Below are 21,041 nucleotides of genomic sequence, written 5' to 3' on the forward strand. Positions count from 1 at the left end.
CCATGCCAGAACCCACGAGCCTGACCAGTCGCAGAGGACTGCTTTTCGGGACCGCCGCCGTCTCGGCCGGTGCCCTCCTCACCGGCTGCACCAGCAACGACACCAAGGACGCGAACCCCGCCGCGAACTCCGGGCCGGCCGCCGACGACAAGCCCGGCAAGCACGTCACGATCGGCTTCGCCGGTCCCCAGGCCGACCACGGCTGGCTCAACGCCATCAACGACAACGCCAAGAGCCGGGCGGGGAAGTACAAGGACGTCACCCTGGAGATCACCGAGGGCTCCAACGACACGGCCGCGCAGATCGGCCAGATCGAGACCCTGATCAACAAGAAGGTCGACGTCCTGGTCGTGCTGCCGGCCGACGGCAAGGCCCTGACCCAGGTCGGTCTCAAGGCGATGCGCGCCGGCATCCCCGTCATCAACCTCGACCGCATCTTCAACTCGCCCCAGGCGTACCGGTGCTGGATCGGCGGCGACAACTACGGCATGGGCCTCAGCGCGGGCCGTTACATCGGCGAGAAGCTCAAGGGCAAAAAGAACGCCAAGGTCATCGAGCTCGCGGGGCTCGACAACCTGGAACTCACCAAGCAGCGCACCCAGGGCTTCGACGCCGCGCTGAAGAACTACCCGAACATCACGAAGGTCGCCCGCCAGGCGGCCGAGTTCACCGTGGAGAGCGGGCAGGCCAAGATGTCCCAGCTCCTCCAGGCCCAGCCGAGGTTCGACGCGCTGTGGAACCACGACGACGACCAGGGCGTGGGAGCGCTGCGGGCCATCAAGCAGGCCGGCCGCGACGGCTTCCTCATGGTGGGCGGGGCCGGAGCGCTCTCCGCCTTCCAGGCCATCGACGCCGACGACAGCGTCCTGAAGGCCACCGTCCTGTACCCGCCGACCATGGCCGCGTCCGCGATCGACCTCGCCCGCACACTCGGGCAGGGCAAGGGCATCAGCGGGCTCGCCGAGTTCGAGATCCCCGCGTCGCTCACCCTCTACTCGGCCGTCGTCGACAAGGACAACGTCCAGCAGTACATGGCCACCGGCTTCAAGTGATGCGCGCCGCCGACACCGGGGCCCGGTCCTGTGGGACCGGGCCCCACCCCCACCGCGCCACGACGACGAGGAGGACCCCCGTATGGGACAGCCGGACCAGGGTGACGAGGCCGCGAAACCGCCCTTGGGCGTGGGCATGGTCGGTTACGCGTTCATGGGCGCCGCCCACTCACAGGGCTGGCGCACCGTGGGCCGTGTCTTCGACCTGCCGCGCCGCCCGGTCCTCGCCGCCGTGTGCGGCCGCGACGAACCGGCCCTGCGCGCGATGGCCGGCCGGCACGGCTGGGGAGCCGCCGAGACCGACTGGCGCGCGCTGATCGCCCGGGACGACGTCGACGTCGTCGACATCTGCACACCCGGCGACAGCCACGCGGAGATCGCCGTCGCCGCGCTGGCCGCGGGCAAGCACGTGCTGTGCGAGAAGCCGCTCGCGAACACCGTCGAGGAGGCCGAGGCGATGGCCGAGGCCGCGGCCGAGGCCGCCGCGCGCGGCCAGATCTCCATGGTGGGCTTCAACTACCGCCGCCTGCCCGCGGCGGCCCTGGCCCGCTCCATGGTGGCCGAGGGCCGCCTCGGAACCCTGCGGCACGTCCGGGTGACGTACCTTCAGGACTGGCTCACCGACCCGGAGTTCCCGCTCACCTGGAGACTCCGCAAGGAGAAGGCCGGGTCCGGCGCCCTCGGCGACCTCGGGGCCCACATCGTCGACCTCGCGCAGCACCTGGCGGGCGAGCCGCTCGGCGGAGTCTCCGCGCTCACCGAGACGTTCGTCCGCCGACGGCCGCTGCCCGCACGGACGTCCGGCGGGCTGTCCGCCTCCGGGCCGCTGCCGGGCTCCCGTTCGGGCGCCGTCACCGTCGACGACGCCGCCCTGTTCACCGCCCGCTTCGCCTCCGGAGCCCTCGCCTCCTTCGAGGCCTCCCGTTTCGCCGCCGGGCGCAAGAACTCCCTGCGCATCGAACTCAACGGCGAGCGCGGCTCGTTGGCCTTCGACCTGGAACGGCTCAACGAACTCGCGTACCACGACCACACCGAGCCGGCCGCCCACGCGGGCTTCCGGCGCATCCTCGTCACCGAACCCGACCACCCCTACCTCGACGCCTGGTGGCCGCCGGGACACAGTCTCGGCTACGAGCACACGTTCGTCCACCAGGCCCGCGATCTCGTCCAGGCCATCGCGGACGGACGGCCTCCCGCACCGTCCTTCGCCGACGGACTCCAGGTCCAGCGCGTCCTGGCCGCGGTCGAGGAGAGCGCCGGAAAGAACTCCACGTACACCCCCGTAGCGGTCTGAGGAGGCCCCGAAATGCCGCGCGAATTCACTCTCTTCACCGGCCAGTGGGCCGACCTGTCGCTTGAGGAAGTCTGCCGGCTCGCCCGCGACTTCGGTTACGACGGACTCGAACTCGCCTGCTGGGGGGACCACTTCGAGGTCGACAAGGCGCTCGGGGACCCCGCCTACGTGGAGTCCCGGCGCGCGCTGCTCGACAAGTACGGCCTCACCTGCCGGGCCGTCTCCAACCATCTGGTCGGCCAGGCCGTCTGCGACGCCATCATCGACGAACGCCACAAGGCGATCCTGCCCGCCCGCATCTGGGGCGACGGCGAGGCGGAGGGCGTGCGGAGACGGGCCGCCACCGAGATCGCCGACACCGCCCGCGCGGCGGCCGCCCTCGGCGTCGACACCGTCGTCGGATTCACCGGCTCGGCGATCTGGCACCTAGTCGCCATGTTCCCGCCCGTCCCCGAATCGATGATCGAGCGCGGCTACGAGGACTTCGCCACCCGCTGGAACCCGATACTCGACGTCTTCGACGCCGAGGGCGTCCGCTTCGCCCACGAGGTCCATCCGAGCGAGATCGCCTACGACTACTGGACAACACACCAGGCCCTGGAGGCAGTCGGCCACCGGCCGGCCTTCGGCCTCAACTTCGACCCCTCCCACTTCGTCTGGCAGGACCTCGATCCTGTCGGCTTCCTTTACGACTTCCGCGACCGCATCTACCACGTCGACTGCAAGGAGGCCCGCAAACGCCTCGACGGACGCAACGGCCGGCTCGGCTCCCACCTGCCCTGGGGAGACCCGCGCCGCGGCTGGGACTTCGTCTCCGCGGGCCACGGCGACGTCCCCTGGGAGGACGTCTTCCGCATGCTGCGCTCCATCGGCTACGCCGGGCCCGTCTCGGTCGAGTGGGAGGACGCCGGCATGGACCGGCTCCAGGGTGCGCCCGAGGCCCTGACCCGCCTCAAGGCCTACGACTTCGAGCCGCCGTCCGCATCGTTCGACGCGGCGTTCGGCGGCAACGGCTAGAGGGCGCCTGAGCCTGACGATCTGGGCCTGGGCCTGTCCCGGGGCGGCTTCCCTCCTGCTCGATCTAGGTCAGAATCTGACCTCCATGACCCGTAGCGTCTTCCTTGCCCGGCGGAACACACACCACGGAAGGCAGCGACCATGAGCGAGACCGTGACGGTCAACGAAACGGCGAGCCACGACCCGGCCGATGGGCCGACCGCGACCGGCGAGCGCGCCGACGTGCTGGAGGTGCTGGCCGCGCATCGGCGCTTCCTGCGTTTCACCACCCGCGACCTCACCGACGAGCAGGCCGGGCGCCGGACCACCGCCAGCGCGCTGTGTCTGGGTGGCCTGATCAAGCATGTCGCCGCGGTCGAGAGGACCTGGGCGCGGTTCATCCTGGACGGCCCGTCGGTGATGCCCGACTTCACCGACATGAGCGAGGCCGACTGGGCCCGGCGGGCCGACGAATTCCGGATGCTGCCCGGCGAGACGCTGGCTGGCGTGCTCGCCGACTACGCCGAAGCAGCCCGTCGCACCGACGAGTTGGTCGCCACCCTGCCCGACCTGGACGCCAGCCATCCACTGCCGAAGGCCCCGTGGTCCGAGCCGGGTGGGCGATGGTCGGCCCGCCGGGTGCTGCTGCACATCATCGCCGAGACCGCCCAGCACGCCGGCCACGCCGACATCATCCGCGAGTCCCTGGACGGCGCCAAGACCATGGGTTAGCCGGAGGCGCGGCGGATCGTATCGCCCCGCGGCAGGTCGTACCGCCTCACACGGCCGGGGGCGGTACGACCGGTGCCCCCGCAAGCATCCCGTCACCGATCGCAACCACCGCGACCCCTCACGTCGTCAGTGTTCTTGCCCGGCCCGGGCTGTACCCGGCCTGTCATCGGAGATCGCTACGATGCGCGCGGCGCCGCGCCCCAGGAGGCGCGGCGACGTTTCCGAGGGGGATACCTGTGTTTGTGCTGTCCATTCTGCTGCTCATAGCCGCGGTGGTGCTCTTTCTCGTCGGCCGTGGCCGCACCGCCGCGGGCAACTGGAAGCTCGGGGCGGCGCTCAGCGCCGTGGCGGGCGTGCTGGCGGGTGCCTTCGCCTGCGTCCATGTCGTGAGTGCCTCCGAGGTCGGCGTGCCGGTGACCTTCGGCAAGACCGGTACGCCCCTCGTCTCGGGCGTCCACTTCACGTCACCGTTCACCGACATCACGTCCTTCTCCACCCGCCCGGTGGATCTCGACCTCAACGGCAAGGACGTGGTCGAGGTCCGTTCCTCCCAGGGCGGTGTCCTCTACGCGGACGTCACCATCAAGTGGGCCGTGGTGCCGACGAAGGCCGTCGAGCTGTACCGGCTCGCGGGGAGCGAGGACGCGGTCGAGGAGCGCTTGGTGCTGCCCGACAGCCGCGAGATCATCCGTAATGTCTTCGCGAAGCACAGCAGCGAGGAAGGCTACGCGTCCGGGCGCGAGCAGATCAGCTCGGAGATCGCCGGCCTCGTCAAGGAACGACTGGCGCCCCGCGGCATCGACGTCACCTCCGTCAACCTGCGCAATGTGAGGCCGTCGGAGAAGTTGCAGGACCAGATCGACAAGAAGATCCAGCAGGAGCAGGCCACCGAGCGGGCCACCGAGTCGGCGCGTACGGCGAAGGCGGAGGCGGAGCGCAAGCGGATCGAGGCGGAGGGCATCGCCCGCGCCAACAAGATCATCGATCAGTCGCTGAGCGACAAGGTGCTGTACAACCAGTGCCTTGAGGCCTACAAGGAAGCCGCGAAGTCCAACCCGGTGTACGCGGTGCCGTGCGGTACCGACTCGGGCGGCACGCCGGTCATCGTGGACGGCACCAAGAAGTGACGTCCCCGTGAACAACGCCGCTTGCCTCGTTCCGGGGGCCGGAGCCGGAGCCGGAGCCGGAGCCGGAGCCGGGGCCGGACCTGTGTGGTCGGGCCCCTGAACCGGAAGCGGGCCTCCTCGCCGCGTCGCGAGGAGGACCGCTTCCACCCGGGCCCGCCGGTGCTCAGCCCACCGACTGCGGCTGCGGGACCGGGGTGCCCGCGGTGCTGCGCCCCGGCTGCCGCAGCAGCAGGGCGACCGCGGCCGCCACCATGGAGATGCCGCCGGCCAGCGCGTAGGCGCCGTCGTATCCCCAGGCGGCGACCACCATCGAGCCGAGTCCGCCGCCGAACAGACCGCTGACCAGCTTTCCGCTGTACACCAGCCCGTAGTTGGTGGCGTTGTAGTTCTCACCGAAGTAGTCCGGGGTCAGGGCCGCGAACATCGGGTAGAAGGCCCCGCCGCCGAATCCGGACAGGAAGGCGAAGAACAGGAAGAGCGCCTGGCTGTGGATGTCGCCGGCCCAGATCACGCCGAACTGCGCGAGTCCCAGGACCACGATGACGAAGACCAGGGTCTGTTTGCGTCCCCAGGTGTCGGACAGCCAGCCCACCACACCCCGGCCGACGCCGTTGACGACCGCCATCACACCCATCGACGAGGCGGCCACCAGCGGGCCGAAGCCCACCTCCCTGGCGAAGTCGACCTGGAAGGAGATCCCGAAGATCGACACACCGGCGGTCATCACCAGCGCGGTCCACATCAGCGGGAGCATGCCGGTCCTGACCGCCTCCTTGGGGGTGTACTGCTTCACGGCGGGAGGGTTCTTCGACAGACTCGCGGCCTCCTCGCCCGAACCGCCGTGGGCCGGCGGGTCGACGTCCGCGGGCCACCAGTTCTTCGGCGGGTCCTTGAAGAAGAACGCGGCGGTCAGCACCACGATCATCACGTAGCAGCCGATGAGATCCAGCACACGGTGGTAATTGGCCGTGTCGAAGCCGTAGTTGAAGATGAAGATGAACGGCAGGGAGCCGTAGGCGAATCCGCCGTTGACGAATCCCGTCCGCGCGCCACGACGCTCGGGGTACCACTTCCCGACCATGTTGATGCAGGTCGCGTACACCAGACCGGACCCGAGACCGCCGATCACTCCGAAGCCCACGATCGCCAGCCGGACATCGCTCAGATGCGACAGGGCCAGGAAGCCGGCCGCGCACATGACCGAGCCCAGGTACATGGCCCCGCGTGCCGTCAGGACGCCCCTCTCCCGCAGCCAGCCCGCCGGGAAGGCGATACCGGCCTGGAAGAACACCCAGACGCTCAGGATCCAGAAGGTGTTGCTCTGGGTCCAGCCATGGGCGTGCGACAGGGTGTCCTCGGCCGAGCCGTACGCGTACTCGAAGACACTGATGGCCATCATGGCGACCCAGGGCAGGTAGACCATGAACGCCCGCGAGTGGCCGAGGATGTCCCGGTCGGTCTCGCCGACCCGGTAGACACGGCCCCGGACGTCGGTGATCTCCCGGTACGCGCGCCCCCGGGCGCCGGGCCCGTCCGGCGGGTCCTGCGCCGCCACGGGTTCCGCCGTCATGACGCCATCTCCTCTCCGAGCGGCTGTGGATTGGGGACGACGCGGCGGGCCCCGGGCCTGTCCGGTGACTTGAGGAACAGGGCCAGCACGGCGGACGCCAGACCGATGGACCCGGCGAGCACGAAGGCGCCGTCGTAGTCCCACGCGCCGACGACGACCGCGCCCATGCCGGAGCCCACGAGGCCCGAGATCAGCTTCGAGCTGTAGACCATCCCGTAGTTGGAGGCGTTGTTGTTCTCACCGAAGTAGTCCGCCGTCATGGCCGCGAACAGCGGGAAGATCGCGCCGCCGCCGAAGCCCGAGACCATCGAGCAGAACAGGAAGAACGGCATGCTGCCCATCCGGCCGGAGACCAGCACACCGAACTGGGCGGAACCCAGCACCAGACACACGATGATCAGCGTGTGACGCCGTCCGACCCGGTCGGATATCCAGCCGATGATCCCGCGCCCGGTGCCGTTGACGATGGCCTTCAGGGACATCGCCGTGGCCACGATCCCGCCCGCGAAGCCCATGTCCTTGCCGAACGGGACCTGGAAGGCGATGCCGAAGATGTTGATCCCGGCCGTACACAGCAGACAGAACCACATCATCCACAGAACAGGGGTACGCGCGGCCTCCCTCGGGGTGTACTGCCTCACCGCCGGCGGGTTCTTCTCCAGCGCCCGCCGGATCTTGGGGTCGTCCGGCACCTTCAGCGGATCCACGTCCGGCGGCCACCAGCCCTTCGGCGGGTCCTTGAAGAACCAGCCGGCCGCCGCGACCAGCGCGCAGCAGAGCAGACCGACCCCCACCAGCACACCCCGGTAGTTGCCCAGATCCATGTACGAGGTGAACAGGAAGACGAAGGGCACGGACCCGTAGGCGAAACCGCCGTTGACGAAGCCCGTCTTGCCGCCCTTGCGCTCCGGATACCACTTGCCGACCATGTTCACGCAGGTCGCGTAGACGAGACCCGCTCCGATGCCGCTGCACATGCCGAAGCCGAGATAGGCGACCGCCACATGCGGCGCGAAGGCCAGGGACACATAGCCGAGCAGGGTGCCGAGCGCGCCCAGCAGCATCGCCGTACGGGCGGGGAGCCTGCCGCTCTCGCGCAGTTGCCCGGCCGGGAAGGCCACGGCCGCCTGGAAGAAGATCCAGACGCCCATCAGCCAGAAGATGTGTCCGCTGCTCCACAGATGTGCCTCGTGCAGGGTGTCCTCCGCCGAGGTGAACGCGTACTCCGCGGAGCTGATGCCCATCATGCCCGCCCAGGGCAGGAAGACCATCCAGGCGCGTTTTCGGCCCATGATGTCGATGTCGGTCTCACCGACGCGGTACACGCGTCCGTTCCGGTCCCGCACCTCGCGATGTGGCACCGATGTCGAGTAGCCGGTGGTTGTCATGTCGATCGAGATCCCCTTGCGTCGAAAGATCTGGTCAGCGCCCCCTGCCACATGCCTTTCGTGCGCTCACGGGTCCCGGGGGCGGCCGACGCGCACCGTCGGCCGGCCCCCTGCGTCCTCATGTCATGAACGACCCCCCAACAGCCCCGCCGCACGCGCCCAGCGGTACTTCGCGCCGAGGACGGCCACCGGCATCTCGGTCGTGTACGGGTAGGCCACGACCCCCCGCTCGTACAGGTACCGGCACGCCTCCTCGACCTCGACGTCGCCCGCGAGCGACGCCACCACGGGCTTCTCGACGCCGCGTTCGCGGAACTCGGCCACCACGCGCGCGGTGAGCTCGGCGAAGACCATGGGAGGGGTCACGACGGTGTGCCAGTAGCCGAGGACGAGCGCGTGGACGCGCGGGTCCTCCAGTCCGAGCCGGATCGTCGCCTCGTACGTCGACGGCGGCTCGCCGCCCGTGATGTCCACGGGGTTGCCCGCGGCCCCGAAGGGCGGGATGAACTCCCGGAAGGAGGCGTCGAGGTCCGGCGGGATCTCCATCAGGGACAGCCCGTTGTCGGTGACCGCGTCCGACAGCAGGACGCCGCTGCCGCCCGCTCCGGTGATGATCACGATGTTGTCGCCCCGGGGAGCGGGGAGCACCGGCAGGGCCCGCGCGTACTCCAGCATGTCGATCAGCCCGGGTGCCCTGATGACACCGGCCTGCCTGAGGATGTCGTCGTACACGGCGTCGTCGCCCGCGAGCGCTCCGGTGTGCGAGCCCGCGGCCCGCGCGCCGGCGGCGGTCCGCCCGGCCTTCAGGACGATGACGGGCTTCTTCGGGACGGTGGCGCGGGCCGCCTCCACGAAGGCGCGGCCGTCTTTGAGGTCCTCCAGGTGCATCGCCACGCACCGGGTGTTCGGGTCCTCGCCGAACCAGGTGAGCAGGTCGTCCTCGTCCAGGTCCGCCTTGTTGCCGAGCCCCACGATCGCCGAGACCCCCGTCTTCGTGGTCCGGGCGAATCCCAGTACGGCCATGCCGATCCCACCGGACTGCGAGGAGAGCGCGACACCGCCCTTGACGTCGTACGGCGTGCAGAACGTGGCGCACACGTCCTGCCAGGTCGAGTAGTAGCCGTAGATGTTCGGACCGAGCAGCCGTATGCCGTACCGCTCGCCGATGGCCGTGATCTCGTCCTGGAGCGCCTGTTCGCCGGTCTCCGCGAAGCCTGAGGGGATCAGGACGGCGTTGGGGATGTTCTTGCGTCCCGCCTCCTCCAGGACCCGGGCCACCGCCCTGGCCGGGACGGCGAAGACCACGACGTCCACCTCGCCGGGAATGTCCGCGACGCTCGCGTAGGCCTTGCGCCCCTGGATGTCGTCGGCCCTGGGGTTCACCGGATGGATCTCGCCCCCGAAGCCTCCGTCGACGAGGTTCTTCAGCACCGCGTGGCCGATCTTGCCCGGGACGTCCGAGGCGCCGATCACGGCGATCGACCGCGGCCGCATCAGCCGGTCCATGGAGGCGAGGATCTCGTCCCGGGTGTACCGGCGCCGGCCGGCCGGAGGGCCCGAACCGAGTATCACGCGGATGTCCGCCGCGATCGCGCCCCGCGGGCCGGCGATCACCGGGTTCAGGTCCACCTCGGCGATCTCGGGGAAGTCCGTGACGAGTTCGGAGACGCGGCGGATCTGGTCGGCGAGGGCCGTCCGGTCCACCGCGGGCCCGCCGCGCACCCCGTGCAGGACCTGCGCGCAGCGGATCGAGTCGAGCATCGACAGCGCCTCGTCCGCGTCCACCGGCGCGAGCCGGAAGGTGACGTCCCCCAGTACCTCGACCAGCACCCCGCCGAGCCCGAAGGCGACCACCTTCCCGAAGGTCGGGTCGGTCACCGCTCCGACGATGACCTCCTGGCCCGGAGGGATCAGCTCCTGCACCTGGACGCCGTCGATCCGGGCGCGGACGTCGTACGCGCGGGCGTTGCCGACGATCGCCCGGAAGGCCGCCCGGACCTCGGCCTCTCCCTCGACACCGACCAGCACCCCGCCCGCGTCGGTCTTGTGCAGGATGTCGGGGGAGACGATCTTCATCACCACGGGCCCGCCGAGGCGTTCCGCGTGGGTCACCGCCTCGTCCTCGTCGCGGGCCAGCTCCTCGCCGGGCACGACGATCCCGTAGGCGTCGGCGATCCGCTTGCCCTCCGGTGCCGTCAGCGCGGAGCGCCCCTGGCGCCGCACGCCGTCGAGGAGCGCCCGCACCCGCGCCACCCGGTCCTGAGCCGCCACCTCAGATCACCCCGCCCGACTTGAGCAGCCGCAATTCCTCGTCGCCCAGGCCGAGTTCGCCGATGTAGATCTCCTCGTTGTGCTCACCGAGCAGCGGGGAGGCGGTGATGTCGACGGGGGAGTCGGAGAGCTTGAGCGGGCTGCCGACGGTGACGTAGGAGCCGCGCTCGGGGTGCTCGACCTCGACGACCATGTCGTTGGCGGCGAGCGAGGCGTCCTCGATGATCTCCTTGGTGGACAGGATCGGTCCGCACGGGATGCTCTCGGCGTTGAGCTTCTCCAGCACCTGCCATTTGGGCAATGTCGTGGTCCATTCCTCGATGAGCTGGAACATCTTGGCGAGCCTGGGCAGCCGCGCCTGCGGGGTGGCCCAGCCGGGGTCCTCGGCCAGCTCGGGCCGGCCGATCAGCCGGGTGATCGGTTTCCAGCCGGTGGGCTGGACGATGACGTAGACGTAGTCGTTGGGGCCGCCGGGCGCGCACTTGACGGCCCAGCCGGGCTGGCCGCCCCCGGAGGCGTTGCCCGAGCGGGGGACCTCGTCGCCGAAGTCGTCGTTGGGGTACTCGGCGAGCGGTCCGTGGGCCAGGCGCTGCTGATCGCGCAGCTTGACCCGGCAGAGGTTGAGGACGGCATGCTGCATGGCCACGTTGACGCGCTGCCCGCGTCCGGTGCGGGTGCGCTGGAGGAGGGCCGCGAGGACGGCGGCGACCGCGTGGACGCCGGTGCCCGAATCGCCGATCTGGGCGCCGGTGGCCATCGGCGGGCCGTCCTCGAACCCGGTGGTGGCCATGGAACCGCCCATGGCCTGCGCGACCACCTCGTACGCCTTGAAGTCGGTGTACGGGCCGTCCCCGAAGCCCTTGATGGAGGCGTAGACGATCCGCGGGTTGATCTCGCGGATGCGGTCCCAGGTGAAGCCCATGCGGTCGATCGCGCCGGGGCCGAAGTTCTCCACCATGACATCGGAGCGGCGGATCAGCTCGGTCAGAAGCTGTTTGCCACGCTCGGTCTTGGTGTTGAGGGTGATGCTGCGCTTGTTGCTGTTGAGCATGGTGAAGTAGAGGGAGTCGGCGTCCGGGATGTCCCGCAGCTGGGCGCGGGTGATGTCACCGGTCGGCGCCTCGAGTTTGACCACGTCGGCGCCGAGCCATGCCATCAACTGGGTCGCCGAGGGACCGGACTGAACGTGCGTCATGTCCAGGACCCGGATGCCTTCGAGAGCCTTGGTCGTCACAGGTCACCTCACTTGTCCGTTGCCTTGAGCCGCCCCGGTGCTGCGGCGGTGGGCCAGGTTCGCACATTGCATACAGTCGACGAATACTGTATGAAGATTGTTATCCCGCATCCGATGGGTGATGTCCAGGGGTCGTGCACCACTTTCAGGACAGGAGCCGGAACGTGGACCTGTACGAACATCAGGCACGGCAACTCTGCGAAGAACACGGCATCTTGGTGCCGCGCGCCGAGGTCACCGACTCGCCCGGCCGGGCCCGCGACATCGCCCGCGCGCTCGGCGGCCGGGCCGTCGTCAAGGCCCAGGTGAGGACGGGCGGGCGAGGGAAGGCGGGCGGCGTCCGGCTCGCCGAGGACCCGGACGCCGCCGAACGCGCGGCGCGCGAGATCCTCGGCATGACCATCAAGGGACACCCGGTCCGCACGGTGATGCTGGCCCAACCCGTCGACATCGAGGACGAGTTCTACGTCTCGTACGTCCTCGACCGGGCCGCCGGACGCTTCCTCGCGATCGCCTCCGCCGAGGGCGGCACCGAGATCGAGGAGGTGGCGGCGCTCCGGCCACAGGCGGTGGCGCGCGTCCCCGTGGACCCCGCGGAGGGCGTCACCCCTCGAAAGGCCGCCGAGATCGTCCGGGCTGCCGGACTGCCGCCGCGGACCGCCGACGTCCTCGTCCGGCTCTGGCAGGTGCTCATGCGTGAGGACGCCCTCCTCGTCGAGGTGAACCCCCTCGTCCGCACCGCCCAGGGGCAGATCCTGGCCCTGGACGGCAAGGTCACCCTCGACGACAACGCCCTCTTCCGCCAGGCACGTTGGGAGGTGGAGGCGGCTTCACCCGACGACCCGCTGGAGGCCGCGGCCGCGGCCAGGGGCCTCAACTACGTGAAGCTGGACGGTGAGGTCGGCGTCATCGGCAACGGCGCGGGCCTCGTCATGTCGACGCTCGACGTCGTCGCCGGCAGCGGTGCCCGCCCGGCCAACTTCCTCGACATCGGCGGCGGGGCCTCCGCCCGGATCATGTCCGACGGACTGTCCGTCGTCCTGTCCGACCCCGACGTCAGGTCCGTCCTCGTCAACGTCTTCGGCGGCATCACCGCATGCGACGCCGTCGCCGACGGCATCGTGCGGGCGCTGGACGCCGTACGGCCGACCAAACCGCTCGTGGTCCGGCTCGACGGCAACAACGCGGCCCGGGGCCGCGCCGTACTCGCGGAGCGGGCGCACCCCCTGGTGCACCAGGCCGCCACCATGGACGACGCCGCCCGCCTCGCCGCCCGACTGGCCCACATCAGCTGAAGGAGCGGGACATGGCCGTCTTTCTCACCGATGAGTCCAAGATCCTCGTCCAGGGCATGACCGGCGCGGAGGGCATGCGGCACACCCGGCGCATGCTCGCCGCCGGCACGAACGTCGTCGGCGGTGTCAATCCGCGCAAGGCCGGCCTGGCCGTGGAGTTCGACATCCCTGCCGGGCAGGGCCGAGGAAGTGTCCTGCGGACCGTCCCCGTCTTCGGGTCGGTGCGCGAGGGGATCGAGGCGACGGGGGCCGATGTGAGCGTGGTGTTCGTGCCGCCCGCCTTCGCCCGTGCGGCCGTGCTGGAGGCCGCCGACGCCGGGATCGCGCTCGCCGTCGTCATCACGGAGGGCATTCCCGTCCACGACTCCGTCGCCTTCCTCGCGCACGCCGCCGCCCGGGGCACCCGTGTCATCGGCCCCAACTGCCCCGGCCTCATCTCGCCGGGGCAGTCGAACGCGGGCATCGTCCCCGCCGACATCACCGGGCCCGGGAGCATCGGCCTGGTCTCCAAGTCCGGCACCCTCACCTACCAACTCATGCACGAACTCAGGGACATCGGCTTCTCGACCTGCGTGGGCATCGGCGGGGACCCCGTCGTCGGCACCTCGCACAACGACTGTCTCGCGGCCTTCGAGAAGGACCCCGGCACCGAACTGATCGTGCTCATCGGGGAGATCGGCGGCGACGCCGAGGAGCGGGCGGCAGCGTACGTACGCGATCACGTCACCAAGCCCGTCGTCGGCTACATCGCCGGATTCACCGCCCCCGAGGGCCGGACCATGGGGCACGCCGGGGCCATCGTCTCCGGCTCCTCGGGCACCGCCCTGGCCAAGAAGAAGGCCCTGGAGGCGGCCGGAGTGCGGGTCGGCGACACCCCGACCGAGACGGCACGGCTGGTCCTGGCGCGGCTGGCGGAGCGAGCGACCCCGAGTGACGTCGCTCATGGCTGACGTGAGGTGACGGCCGGAAGCGGTCGGACCTCATGAGGTCCCCTGACGTCCTCTGACGTTCCCTGACGTGCCTCGACACACGCGACGACTGTTCGCGCCGGCCCGCGCGGCCTGCCGTCCGGCAGGACCCGGGCCCCCGCCCCCGACCGTGCACCGAGAGCGGAGACACCCATGACCACCCCCGACCCCACACCTTCGGCCCCCACACCCTCCACCCCCAGGCCCTCCACCCCCAGGCCCTCCACCCCCAGGCCCTCCACTCCCATGCCCTCCACCCCCAGGCCGTTCCCTCGCGACCCCGTCGCTCCCGCCCCCCTCGTCCTCAAGTCCGGCACGTCCTGGAGCGACGCCTGGCGGCGGTCCCTCGCCGTCGCCCCCGAGGCGTTCCGCGACGACCGGGTGCTCAACCTCTGGAACGGCGGCTGGCAGGCGGACGGCCGGGCGCTGCCCGCCACCAGCCCCGTCGACGGCGGCCCCGTCGCGGGCCCGCCGCGGCTCGACGGCGTCACCGCCCAGGCGGCCGTCCGCGCCTCGCTCGACCGGCACCGCGCCTGGCGCCACGTGCCCCTCGGTGAACGCCGGGCCCGCGTGGCGGCGACCCTCGACGCCCTCACCGAACACCGTGAACTGCTCGCCCTCCTGCTGGTCTGGGAGATCGGCAAGCCCTGGCGGCTGGCCCAGGCCGACGTGGACCGCGCGATCGACGGTGTGCGCTGGTACGTCGACGGCATCGAGCCCATGCTGGAGGGCCGGACCCCGCTCGACGGACCCGTCTCCAACATCGCGAGCTGGAACTACCCGATGAGCGTTCTCGTCCACGCGATGCTGGTGCAGGCACTGGCGGGCAACGCGGTCATCGCCAAGGCCCCGACCCACGGCGGTGTCGCGTGTCTGACGCTGGCCTGCGCGCTCGCCGTGCGCGAGGGCGTTCCCCTCACCCTGGTCAGCGGCAGCGGGGGCGAGCTGTCGGAGGCGCTCGTGCGCGCGCCCGAGATCGGCTGCGTCTCCTTCGTCGGCGGCCGGGACACGGGTGGGGCGGTGGCCACCGCCGTCGCCGACCTCGGCAAGCGCCATGTCCTCGAACAGGAGGGGCTCAACACCTGGGGCGTCTGGAACTTCGGCGACTGGGACGCGCTGACCGCGGTCGTCCCCAAACTCTTCGACTACGGCAAGCAGCGCTGCACCGCCTACCCGCGCTTCGTCGTCCAGCGCGCGCTGTTCGACGACTTCCTCGCCGCGTACCTCCCGGCCGTCCGCACCCTGCGCACCGGCCACCCGCTCGCCGTCGAGCACCCCGGCGACCCCCACCCCGCGCTGGACTTCGGCCCGGTCATCAACGCGGCCAAGGCCAAGGAGCTGAACGACCAGGTCGCCGAGGCCATCGACCGGGGTGCCGTCCCGCTGTACCGCGGCAAGCCGTCCGACGCCCGCTTCCTGCCCGGCCAGGACACGGCGGCGTACGTCCGGCCCGTCACGCTCCTGAACCCGCCCCCCTCCTCCCCGCTGCATCACGCGGAGCCGTTCGGACCGGTCGACACCATCGTCGTGGTCGACACGGAGGCCGAACTGCTCGCGGCGATGAACGCGTCGAACGGCGCGCTGGTCGCCACGCTGTCCACGGACGACGAGGCGACGTACACCCGTCTCGCCCCCCAGATCCGCGCGTTCAAGGTCGGTCACGGCAGGCCCCGCTCCCGTGGCGACCGCGACGAACTCTTCGGCGGCTTCGGCGCCTCGTGGCGCGGCGCGTTCGTCGGCGGGGAACTCCTGGTGCGAGCGGTGACCCGGGGCCCGGCGGGGGAGCGGCTGCCGGGGAACTTCCCGGAGTACCACCTGATGCCGTGAGGGTCCGGCCGGTCACCCGATGCCCTGCCGGTCCGGTCGCAGCGCGAAGGCGCGGTCCGAGGGCTCGCCGACCGAGCGCTCCACGGCCTCGACGAGCAGGGTGCGGTGCCGGAGCAGGGGCTCACGGCGGTCCGCGGGAGCGATCGCGGCGAGATCGTCGAGGCCCGCGACGAGGCGCCGGGTGACCTGCGGAGCACCCACCGCGCAGCCGCGGATCTCCGTGAACCCCAGGTCGACCAGCTCCGTCCAGCCCGGCACGGGCTGTACCAGCCGCACGTTCCCGCGCCGGTCCCGGTGGAGCGCCGCGTCGAGGGGCCGGCCGGCGACGGCGGCCAGGAACTGGACGATGCGGTCGATCGCCTGCACGGCCGTGGTCGGGTCGTTCACCGCGGCCGACAGCGCCCGCAGCCCGATGTCGGTCAGCTGGCGCAGCCCGAACGCGAAGTCCTGATGGAAGGTGCGCTCCACCCCGACCGACACGGTGTGGCTCAGCGGCCGCCCGGCCGGGGCGGGACCTCCGTGCACGGCGAACAGCGGTGTGCCCGGTACGACGAAGTCCCCGATCCGCGGGATCAGCCGCAGTACGACACCTTCCTGCCCGGCCGCCCGCACCAGCCGGGCGATGTTCACGTCCCGCAGAACGCCGGCCCGCCCGTGGTGGGCCACCTGGGCGGTCTCGGGCCCGAGCGCGTCCTCCTCGCCGGTCGAGCGGGCGACGGGCATGTGCGCGACGACCTTGAACGCCTCGTGGGTGATGTGGTCGATGACATGGCTGATGCGCATGAGCCGCAGGGTCTGGTTCACGTAGAGCACGAAGAGCAGCAGGCTCAGCCCCAGCATCGTGAGCGTCAGAACCGACTGGATCAGCGGGATCGACGTCACGTACCGCGCCTCGGCCTGCCCCTCGTACGAGGTCAGCACGAGGAGCGACAGCAGGAACGTGGCGAGGAAGACGGCGAAGGTCGCCTTGGTGATCCGGCTCCGTACGAAGATCCGCACCACGCGCGGACTGAACTGCCCGCTCGCCATCTGCACGGCGACCAGCGAGATGCTGAAGACCACACCGATGAAGGTCATCATCGCCGAGCTGACCACGGTCACCACGGCCTTGGCGTCGTCGGCCAGCCGCAGCAGATCGTCCAGGGTCTCGAAGTCGCGCGCCTCGTGCAGGGAGCCGACGATCGCGGTGTCGGCGGAGGTCGCCGCCGCCCACACCACGAAGACCAGCACCATGGCCGCGGTGGGCGCGAACCAGAACGTGTCCCGCAGATGTTCCCGCAACGGCGACAGCGTTCTCGGCCGCCGCCCTTCCCGCAGACCACCGGTAGTCATCCAGTCACCCATGGTGAGACTGTAGGCGCACCCCCACCTGGCTCCGTGGACCCGCTCCGGGGCCCGGATATGCAGGTGAAGGGCACTCCGAAACCTTGGTATTGTTATCCATGTCGCCGCGGGGAACACCTCCGGCCAGGCGGCAGACACCTTGTCCGGGTGGCGGAATGGCAGACGCGCTAGCTTGAGGTGCTAGTGCCCTTTATCGGGCGTGGGGGTTCAAGTCCCCCCTCGGACACTCACTGACAGGGACGTCCGCAAGATCGTCCCCAGTGCGTTCACGGAAGACCGGTTGAGTCACATGACTCACCGGTTTTTCGTCGTTCCCGGGGCCCTCGGGCCGCGTGTGGGGCAGGTCAACCTGTCACCCAACCCTGCATCAGACCCGACTTTGCCGCGCGGGAGGCCGGTGAGGTGGTCCAAGATGCCGTCGGCTTCCCAGCGGGCGAAGTAGCCGTAGACGCTCTGGTGGGGTGGGAAGTCGTGGGCCAGGTGGCGTCAGGGGATGCCGGTGCGGTCGACGTAGAGGATGGCGTTCATCAGGGCACGCAGGTCGTGGGTGGGGCGGATGAGTTCCCGGCGGGCGTCGTACAGGTCGCTGGGGTAGGGCCGTGAGGACTGCGTGATGCCTGGGTATGTGGGTGCAGTCGGCCTGGGGAGAGCGTGTGTGGGGGTGTCCGGTGCATCAGGGACACGCGTTGGTGATACCGGGTGAACCGGTGTTTTCCTATATGGGCCGATCGCCGGCGGGAAGGCCAGTTCGGCGAAGGCGACTGGGGACCTGGGACGGCGCATCGGCATCGCCGAAGCCGCGCTTCCCCTTGCCGTCTACCTGGCGAAAGCCGTCGAGGAACAGGGCGCGGATCGCGCGCGCCTGAACCAGGAAAAGGTGGCGGCCGAGAAGCGACAACAGGTCGTCACTGAGTGCACGCAGCGCACTCGCGACACCTGGCAGCCGTTCGTCGACGACGTGCGTGAAGCGATCGTCGCGGAGACGAGAGACCAGGTCGACCTCGACGCGAGCCTGCGCCAACTCGTCGGGCGACTGCAAGAGGCTGTGGCGGAAGGCGAGGGTCTCTTTCGAGCGGGTACCGTGCCGCTGCTCGAGACAGAGGCGTAAGCGAGTGGGCCACTGTGGCCCGACTCCAGGGAACGGGAGCGACGGCTGGACACCGGGGCAGGCGACACCCCGCTGAACGGCCAGATCAACCGACGGGCCAAGAGATGCTGTCGTCGTGCTGGCCGAAGACCTTGGTGAGCCGGGTGCGCGGGATGTCCGTGACGTCGAGGAGGTCGCGCAGGACGCGGCCGGGGCCCACACTGGGCAGTTGGTCGATGTCGCCGACGAGCAGCAGGTGGCAGCCGTCGCGGACGGCGGTGAAGAGGCGTCGGGCCAGCGCGAGGTCGAGCATCGATGCCTCGTCGATGATTACGAGATCCGCACTCTCCAGGACGCCGGCGTGGTCGAAGAGGGAGTCGCCGTCGGGCGTCCGGATGAGCCGGTGCACGGTCATCGCTGCTAGCCGCAGGTCTCTTCCAGGCGTTTGGCGGCCTTCCCGGTCGGGGCGGCCAGGGCGACGACCGCGCCGGCCTCGTCGGCGATCTCCACCAGGGTGCGCAGTGTGTGGGTCTTGCCGCAGCCGGGGCCGCCGGTCAGGACGGACAGGGGACTGGTCAGGGTGGTGAGGATCGCCTGGTGCTGCTCGTTGGTCAGCCCGGCAGTCTCCTGGCTGGTCAGCGCGGCCACGTGCTCCGTCCACCGGGCCAGGCCAGTCAGCGGGGATGTGGATCCGAGCAGCCGCCTTACATGGAGGGCGAGTTGCGTCTCGTCACGGTGCCGGCGGGGAAGCATGGCGATCTCCATGTCCGCGACCGTGTCGGTGCCGTCCAGCACGGGCAACGGCAGCGTCTCGGTGACCACCTCGCCCTGACCACGCAAGGCCTCCAGGGCGTGGCGCAGCACCGCGTCGTCGAGGATCTCTGCACTCGCCGGGTCGTCATCGCTCAGCAGCTGACGGGTGTGGGCGATCAGTACGCGAACCGGCAGATGGCAGTGGCCGCTTGCTCCTGCCTGGTCGAGTTCGTGCAGCAGGGCGGCCTGGAGCCGAGCGTCACTGTGTTTGGGGATGCCGACGGCGAGGGCGATCTTGTCGGCGTTGTGGAAGCCCACGCCGTGTACGTCCCGGCACAACTGGTAGGGGGTGCGGCGGACGATGTGCATCGGGTCGTCGTCGGTGTCGGCGTACGCGGTGTAGATCTTCACGGCGAGCGCCGGGGTGATCTGGAGCCCCTGCAGGAACACCATGATCTCGGCGATGTCCTTCTGTTCCTGCCAGGCCGCGGTGATCCGGACCGGCCGGACCTGGCCGATCCCGTGTACCTCAAGGAGCCGCTGAGGTTCGGCGTCGATGATCTTCAGGGTCTGCTCGCCGAAGACGTCCACGATCGCGGAGGCAAGGATCGGCCCGATCCCGCGGATCATGCCCGAGGCGAGATAGAGGCGGATCGCGCGCTCGTCGGCCGGCATCGTCCGCTCGCACCGCTCGGCCCTGAACTGCCGCCCATGGCGCGGATGGCAGGTCCATGCCCCGTGCAGCCGCAGACTTTCCCCGGGCCGCACCCCGAAGAGCGCCTTGCCGACCGCGGTGATGCTCTCCTCGTCGCCTCTTGTCACGCCCAGCCGCAGCACCGTGCGCTCGTCATAGCCGACATGCAGCAGATGATCGACCACGCCCTCGATCACATCCGGGGCATCCAGAGGCACTGGGTCGGGCACGCGCACCATCTCCAGGGGGACGTACGACTACGGATCACGTGGTGTTGCCGGGGTGCTGCAAGGTCAGCATGCGTCCCACCGCGGCGGCCTGTCGTGCGCTTGAAGGATTCTCCTCACTCCAACGAGTGACGAAACAGCCAGGCCGAGGCCGTACGACGGCATAACAGGCGTGGCGGCCGGACCGTGCGTTTTCAGCTGCCATCACACGTCCGACAGGCCCACCCGACAGCCGGGCTCTCGGCGTAGCACCACTCGCGTGACGTCGGTCAGGCATCCGGCAGTTGACTCAGGAGCGCAGTGAGACAACTCATGGGACAGATCACGCCACTCCACCTCGTACTGCGTTGCGCCTGCAACGCGCGATGCGAGAAGATGTTCGACGCATTGTGAGACGTGCGTGACGCACGGGCACGCCGTGGCGGCCGAGTCCTTGGTCGATCAGGGCTCACAACACGATTGACACGGGGGCGGGTGGATGAAGTTCGACATGGGGTCGTCGACCCTGGCGGATCTCGGCAAGAGCACGATCGGTTCGACGGAGGACCTGGGCACGCTGATCCGGTGGCTTGTCCAGGCGGCGGAGCCGCTGGAGGGGAAGTTCAACGGGGCGGGGAAGGCCGCGTTCGACTCGTTCAAGGCGCACACGGACGAGATCACCAGCGCATTGAACGGGTCCCTGAGCGCGATCCTGGGCGGCCAGTCCGGCATGGACACCGCGTTCGGCTCCGGTGATCTGGAGCAGGAGGACAACGCCCACCAGAACATGGGCCATTCCAACTTCGACGCCGCCCGCTTCGGCGCCCGATAGCCGCACCAAGGGGGAATTCGACCATGGGTCAGAACCAGGACCGTCGCTCGTACGACACAGGCGCCTCCACCGAGGTGCAAAGCAGCCTGCAGGGCATCATCGGCCAGCTGGAGCGCGTCCTCGGTGACCGCGACCGCGCGGTGCAGGCCGCGATGGCCGACTTCACGGCCGACGGCGTCGCCGACGAGTACCACGGCAAGGAAAAGCGCTGGAACCACGCCGCCAACGAGGTGCGCGACATCATCCGCCTGGTCCGCACGACGCTGGAGCAGAACGATGGCACCGCGCAGTCAACCATGGCCAAGGCGCGCGCGGCCGTCGACAACATCGGCTGAGTTGGGCCGGGCCGTCACCAAGTATTCGCATTTCAA

Annotated in this window: 16 protein-coding genes, 1 tRNA gene and 2 pseudogenes; 11 read left to right on the forward strand and 8 right to left on the reverse strand. The window is 70.0% G+C overall.

Going from position 1 to position 21,041, the window contains the following annotated elements; translation table 11 throughout:
• Positions 1 to 2: 2 nt before the first annotated feature.
• The 5 genes from ACF07B_RS12860 (at position 3) to ACF07B_RS12880 (ending at position 5,201) form a co-directional block, all read left to right on the forward strand.
• On the forward strand, positions 3 to 1,052 hold the full coding sequence (locus tag ACF07B_RS12860; protein ID WP_362401480.1) for a substrate-binding domain-containing protein: 1,050 nt from the start codon (positions 3 to 5) through the stop codon (positions 1,050 to 1,052).
• An 82-nt stretch (positions 1,053 to 1,134) separates the two neighbouring features.
• Positions 1,135 to 2,346 (forward strand): Gfo/Idh/MocA family protein, encoded by a 1,212-nt coding sequence (locus ACF07B_RS12865; protein ID WP_392178966.1) that lies wholly within the window; start codon positions 1,135 to 1,137, stop codon positions 2,344 to 2,346.
• A gap of 12 nt (positions 2,347 to 2,358) precedes the next feature.
• Positions 2,359 to 3,363 carry a sugar phosphate isomerase/epimerase family protein gene (locus ACF07B_RS12870; protein ID WP_392178967.1) on the forward strand — a complete coding sequence of 335 codons (1,005 nt, stop codon included), beginning with the start codon at positions 2,359 to 2,361 and terminating at the stop codon, positions 3,361 to 3,363.
• A 141-nt stretch (positions 3,364 to 3,504) separates the two neighbouring features.
• Complete coding sequence (locus ACF07B_RS12875; RefSeq protein ID WP_392178968.1) at positions 3,505 to 4,074, forward strand: DinB family protein; 570 nt, start codon at positions 3,505 to 3,507, stop codon at positions 4,072 to 4,074.
• Between the two features lie 242 nt (positions 4,075 to 4,316).
• Positions 4,317 to 5,201 carry a prohibitin family protein gene (locus ACF07B_RS12880; RefSeq protein WP_392178969.1) on the forward strand — a complete coding sequence of 295 codons (885 nt, stop codon included), beginning with the start codon at positions 4,317 to 4,319 and terminating at the stop codon, positions 5,199 to 5,201.
• 163 nt (positions 5,202 to 5,364) lie between these two features.
• On the opposite strand, the gene ACF07B_RS12885 is transcribed toward ACF07B_RS12880, so the two are convergent.
• From ACF07B_RS12885 to frc, 4 genes are all read right to left on the reverse strand, one after another.
• The gene (locus ACF07B_RS12885; protein ID WP_392178970.1) at positions 5,365 to 6,771 is read right to left on the reverse strand and encodes an OFA family MFS transporter; all 1,407 of its coding nucleotides are present in this window, start codon (positions 6,769 to 6,771) and stop codon (positions 5,365 to 5,367) included.
• Entirely contained in the window at positions 6,768 to 8,159 is a 1,392-nt protein-coding gene (locus tag ACF07B_RS12890; protein WP_392178971.1) for an OFA family MFS transporter, read from the reverse strand. The genes ACF07B_RS12885 and ACF07B_RS12890 overlap by 4 nt, the downstream gene beginning before the upstream one ends.
• 123 nt (positions 8,160 to 8,282) lie before the next feature.
• Positions 8,283 to 10,430, reverse strand: coding sequence for an acetate--CoA ligase family protein (locus ACF07B_RS12895; RefSeq protein WP_392178972.1), 2,148 nt, complete (start codon positions 10,428 to 10,430; stop codon positions 8,283 to 8,285).
• A gap of 1 nt (position 10,431) precedes the next feature.
• Entirely contained in the window at positions 10,432 to 11,664 is a 1,233-nt protein-coding gene (frc, locus tag ACF07B_RS12900; RefSeq protein ID WP_392178973.1) for a formyl-CoA transferase, read from the reverse strand.
• Between the two features lie 164 nt (positions 11,665 to 11,828).
• Here frc and sucC point away from each other — a divergent pair, with 164 nt between their 5' ends.
• The 3 genes from sucC to ACF07B_RS12915 all read left to right on the forward strand — a co-directional run bounded on the left by sucC (position 11,829) and on the right by ACF07B_RS12915 (position 15,754).
• Positions 11,829 to 12,959, forward strand: a complete 1,131-nt coding sequence (sucC, locus tag ACF07B_RS12905; RefSeq protein WP_392178974.1) for an ADP-forming succinate--CoA ligase subunit beta — start codon at positions 11,829 to 11,831, stop codon at positions 12,957 to 12,959.
• Positions 12,960 to 12,970: 11 nt separating this feature from the next.
• The gene (sucD, locus tag ACF07B_RS12910) at positions 12,971 to 13,909 is read left to right on the forward strand and encodes a succinate--CoA ligase subunit alpha (protein WP_392178975.1); all 939 of its coding nucleotides are present in this window, start codon (positions 12,971 to 12,973) and stop codon (positions 13,907 to 13,909) included.
• Positions 13,910 to 14,173: 264 nt separating this feature from the next.
• On the forward strand, positions 14,174 to 15,754 hold the full coding sequence (locus ACF07B_RS12915; protein ID WP_392178976.1) for an aldehyde dehydrogenase family protein: 1,581 nt from the start codon (positions 14,174 to 14,176) through the stop codon (positions 15,752 to 15,754).
• A gap of 12 nt (positions 15,755 to 15,766) precedes the next feature.
• On the opposite strand, the gene ACF07B_RS12920 is transcribed toward ACF07B_RS12915, so the two are convergent.
• Positions 15,767 to 17,098, reverse strand: a complete 1,332-nt coding sequence (locus ACF07B_RS12920) for a DUF2254 domain-containing protein (RefSeq protein ID WP_392178977.1) — start codon at positions 17,096 to 17,098, stop codon at positions 15,767 to 15,769.
• 141 nt (positions 17,099 to 17,239) lie between these two features.
• Here ACF07B_RS12920 and ACF07B_RS12925 point away from each other — a divergent pair.
• Positions 17,240 to 17,324, forward strand: a tRNA-Leu gene (locus ACF07B_RS12925).
• Positions 17,325 to 17,458: 134 nt separating this feature from the next.
• Here the strand turns inward: ACF07B_RS12925 and ACF07B_RS12930 are convergent.
• The 3 genes and pseudogenes from ACF07B_RS12930 to ACF07B_RS12940 form a co-directional block, all read right to left on the reverse strand.
• Positions 17,459 to 17,713 (reverse strand): annotated as a pseudogene (locus ACF07B_RS12930) (transposase); the annotation flags it as partial.
• 100 nt (positions 17,714 to 17,813) lie between these two features.
• On the reverse strand, positions 17,814 to 18,137 hold the full coding sequence (locus tag ACF07B_RS12935; protein ID WP_392179216.1) for a hypothetical protein: 324 nt from the start codon (positions 18,135 to 18,137) through the stop codon (positions 17,814 to 17,816).
• Between the two features lie 154 nt (positions 18,138 to 18,291).
• Positions 18,292 to 19,871: pseudogene (locus ACF07B_RS12940) on the reverse strand (AAA family ATPase).
• A 466-nt stretch (positions 19,872 to 20,337) separates the two neighbouring features.
• Here ACF07B_RS12940 and ACF07B_RS12945 point away from each other — a divergent pair.
• Entirely contained in the window at positions 20,338 to 20,670 is a 333-nt protein-coding gene (locus ACF07B_RS12945; protein ID WP_388140652.1) for a hypothetical protein, read from the forward strand.
• Positions 20,671 to 20,693: 23 nt separating this feature from the next.
• Positions 20,694 to 21,005: a pore-forming ESAT-6 family protein gene (locus ACF07B_RS12950; protein ID WP_392178978.1), complete on the forward strand. Its 312-nt coding sequence runs from the start codon at positions 20,694 to 20,696 to the stop codon at positions 21,003 to 21,005.
• The last annotated feature ends 36 nt before the right edge of the window (positions 21,006 to 21,041 follow it).

It is taken from the genome of Streptomyces sp. NPDC015532, assembly GCF_043078065.1.
In the GTDB taxonomy this organism is placed as follows: domain Bacteria; phylum Actinomycetota; class Actinomycetes; order Streptomycetales; family Streptomycetaceae; genus Streptomyces.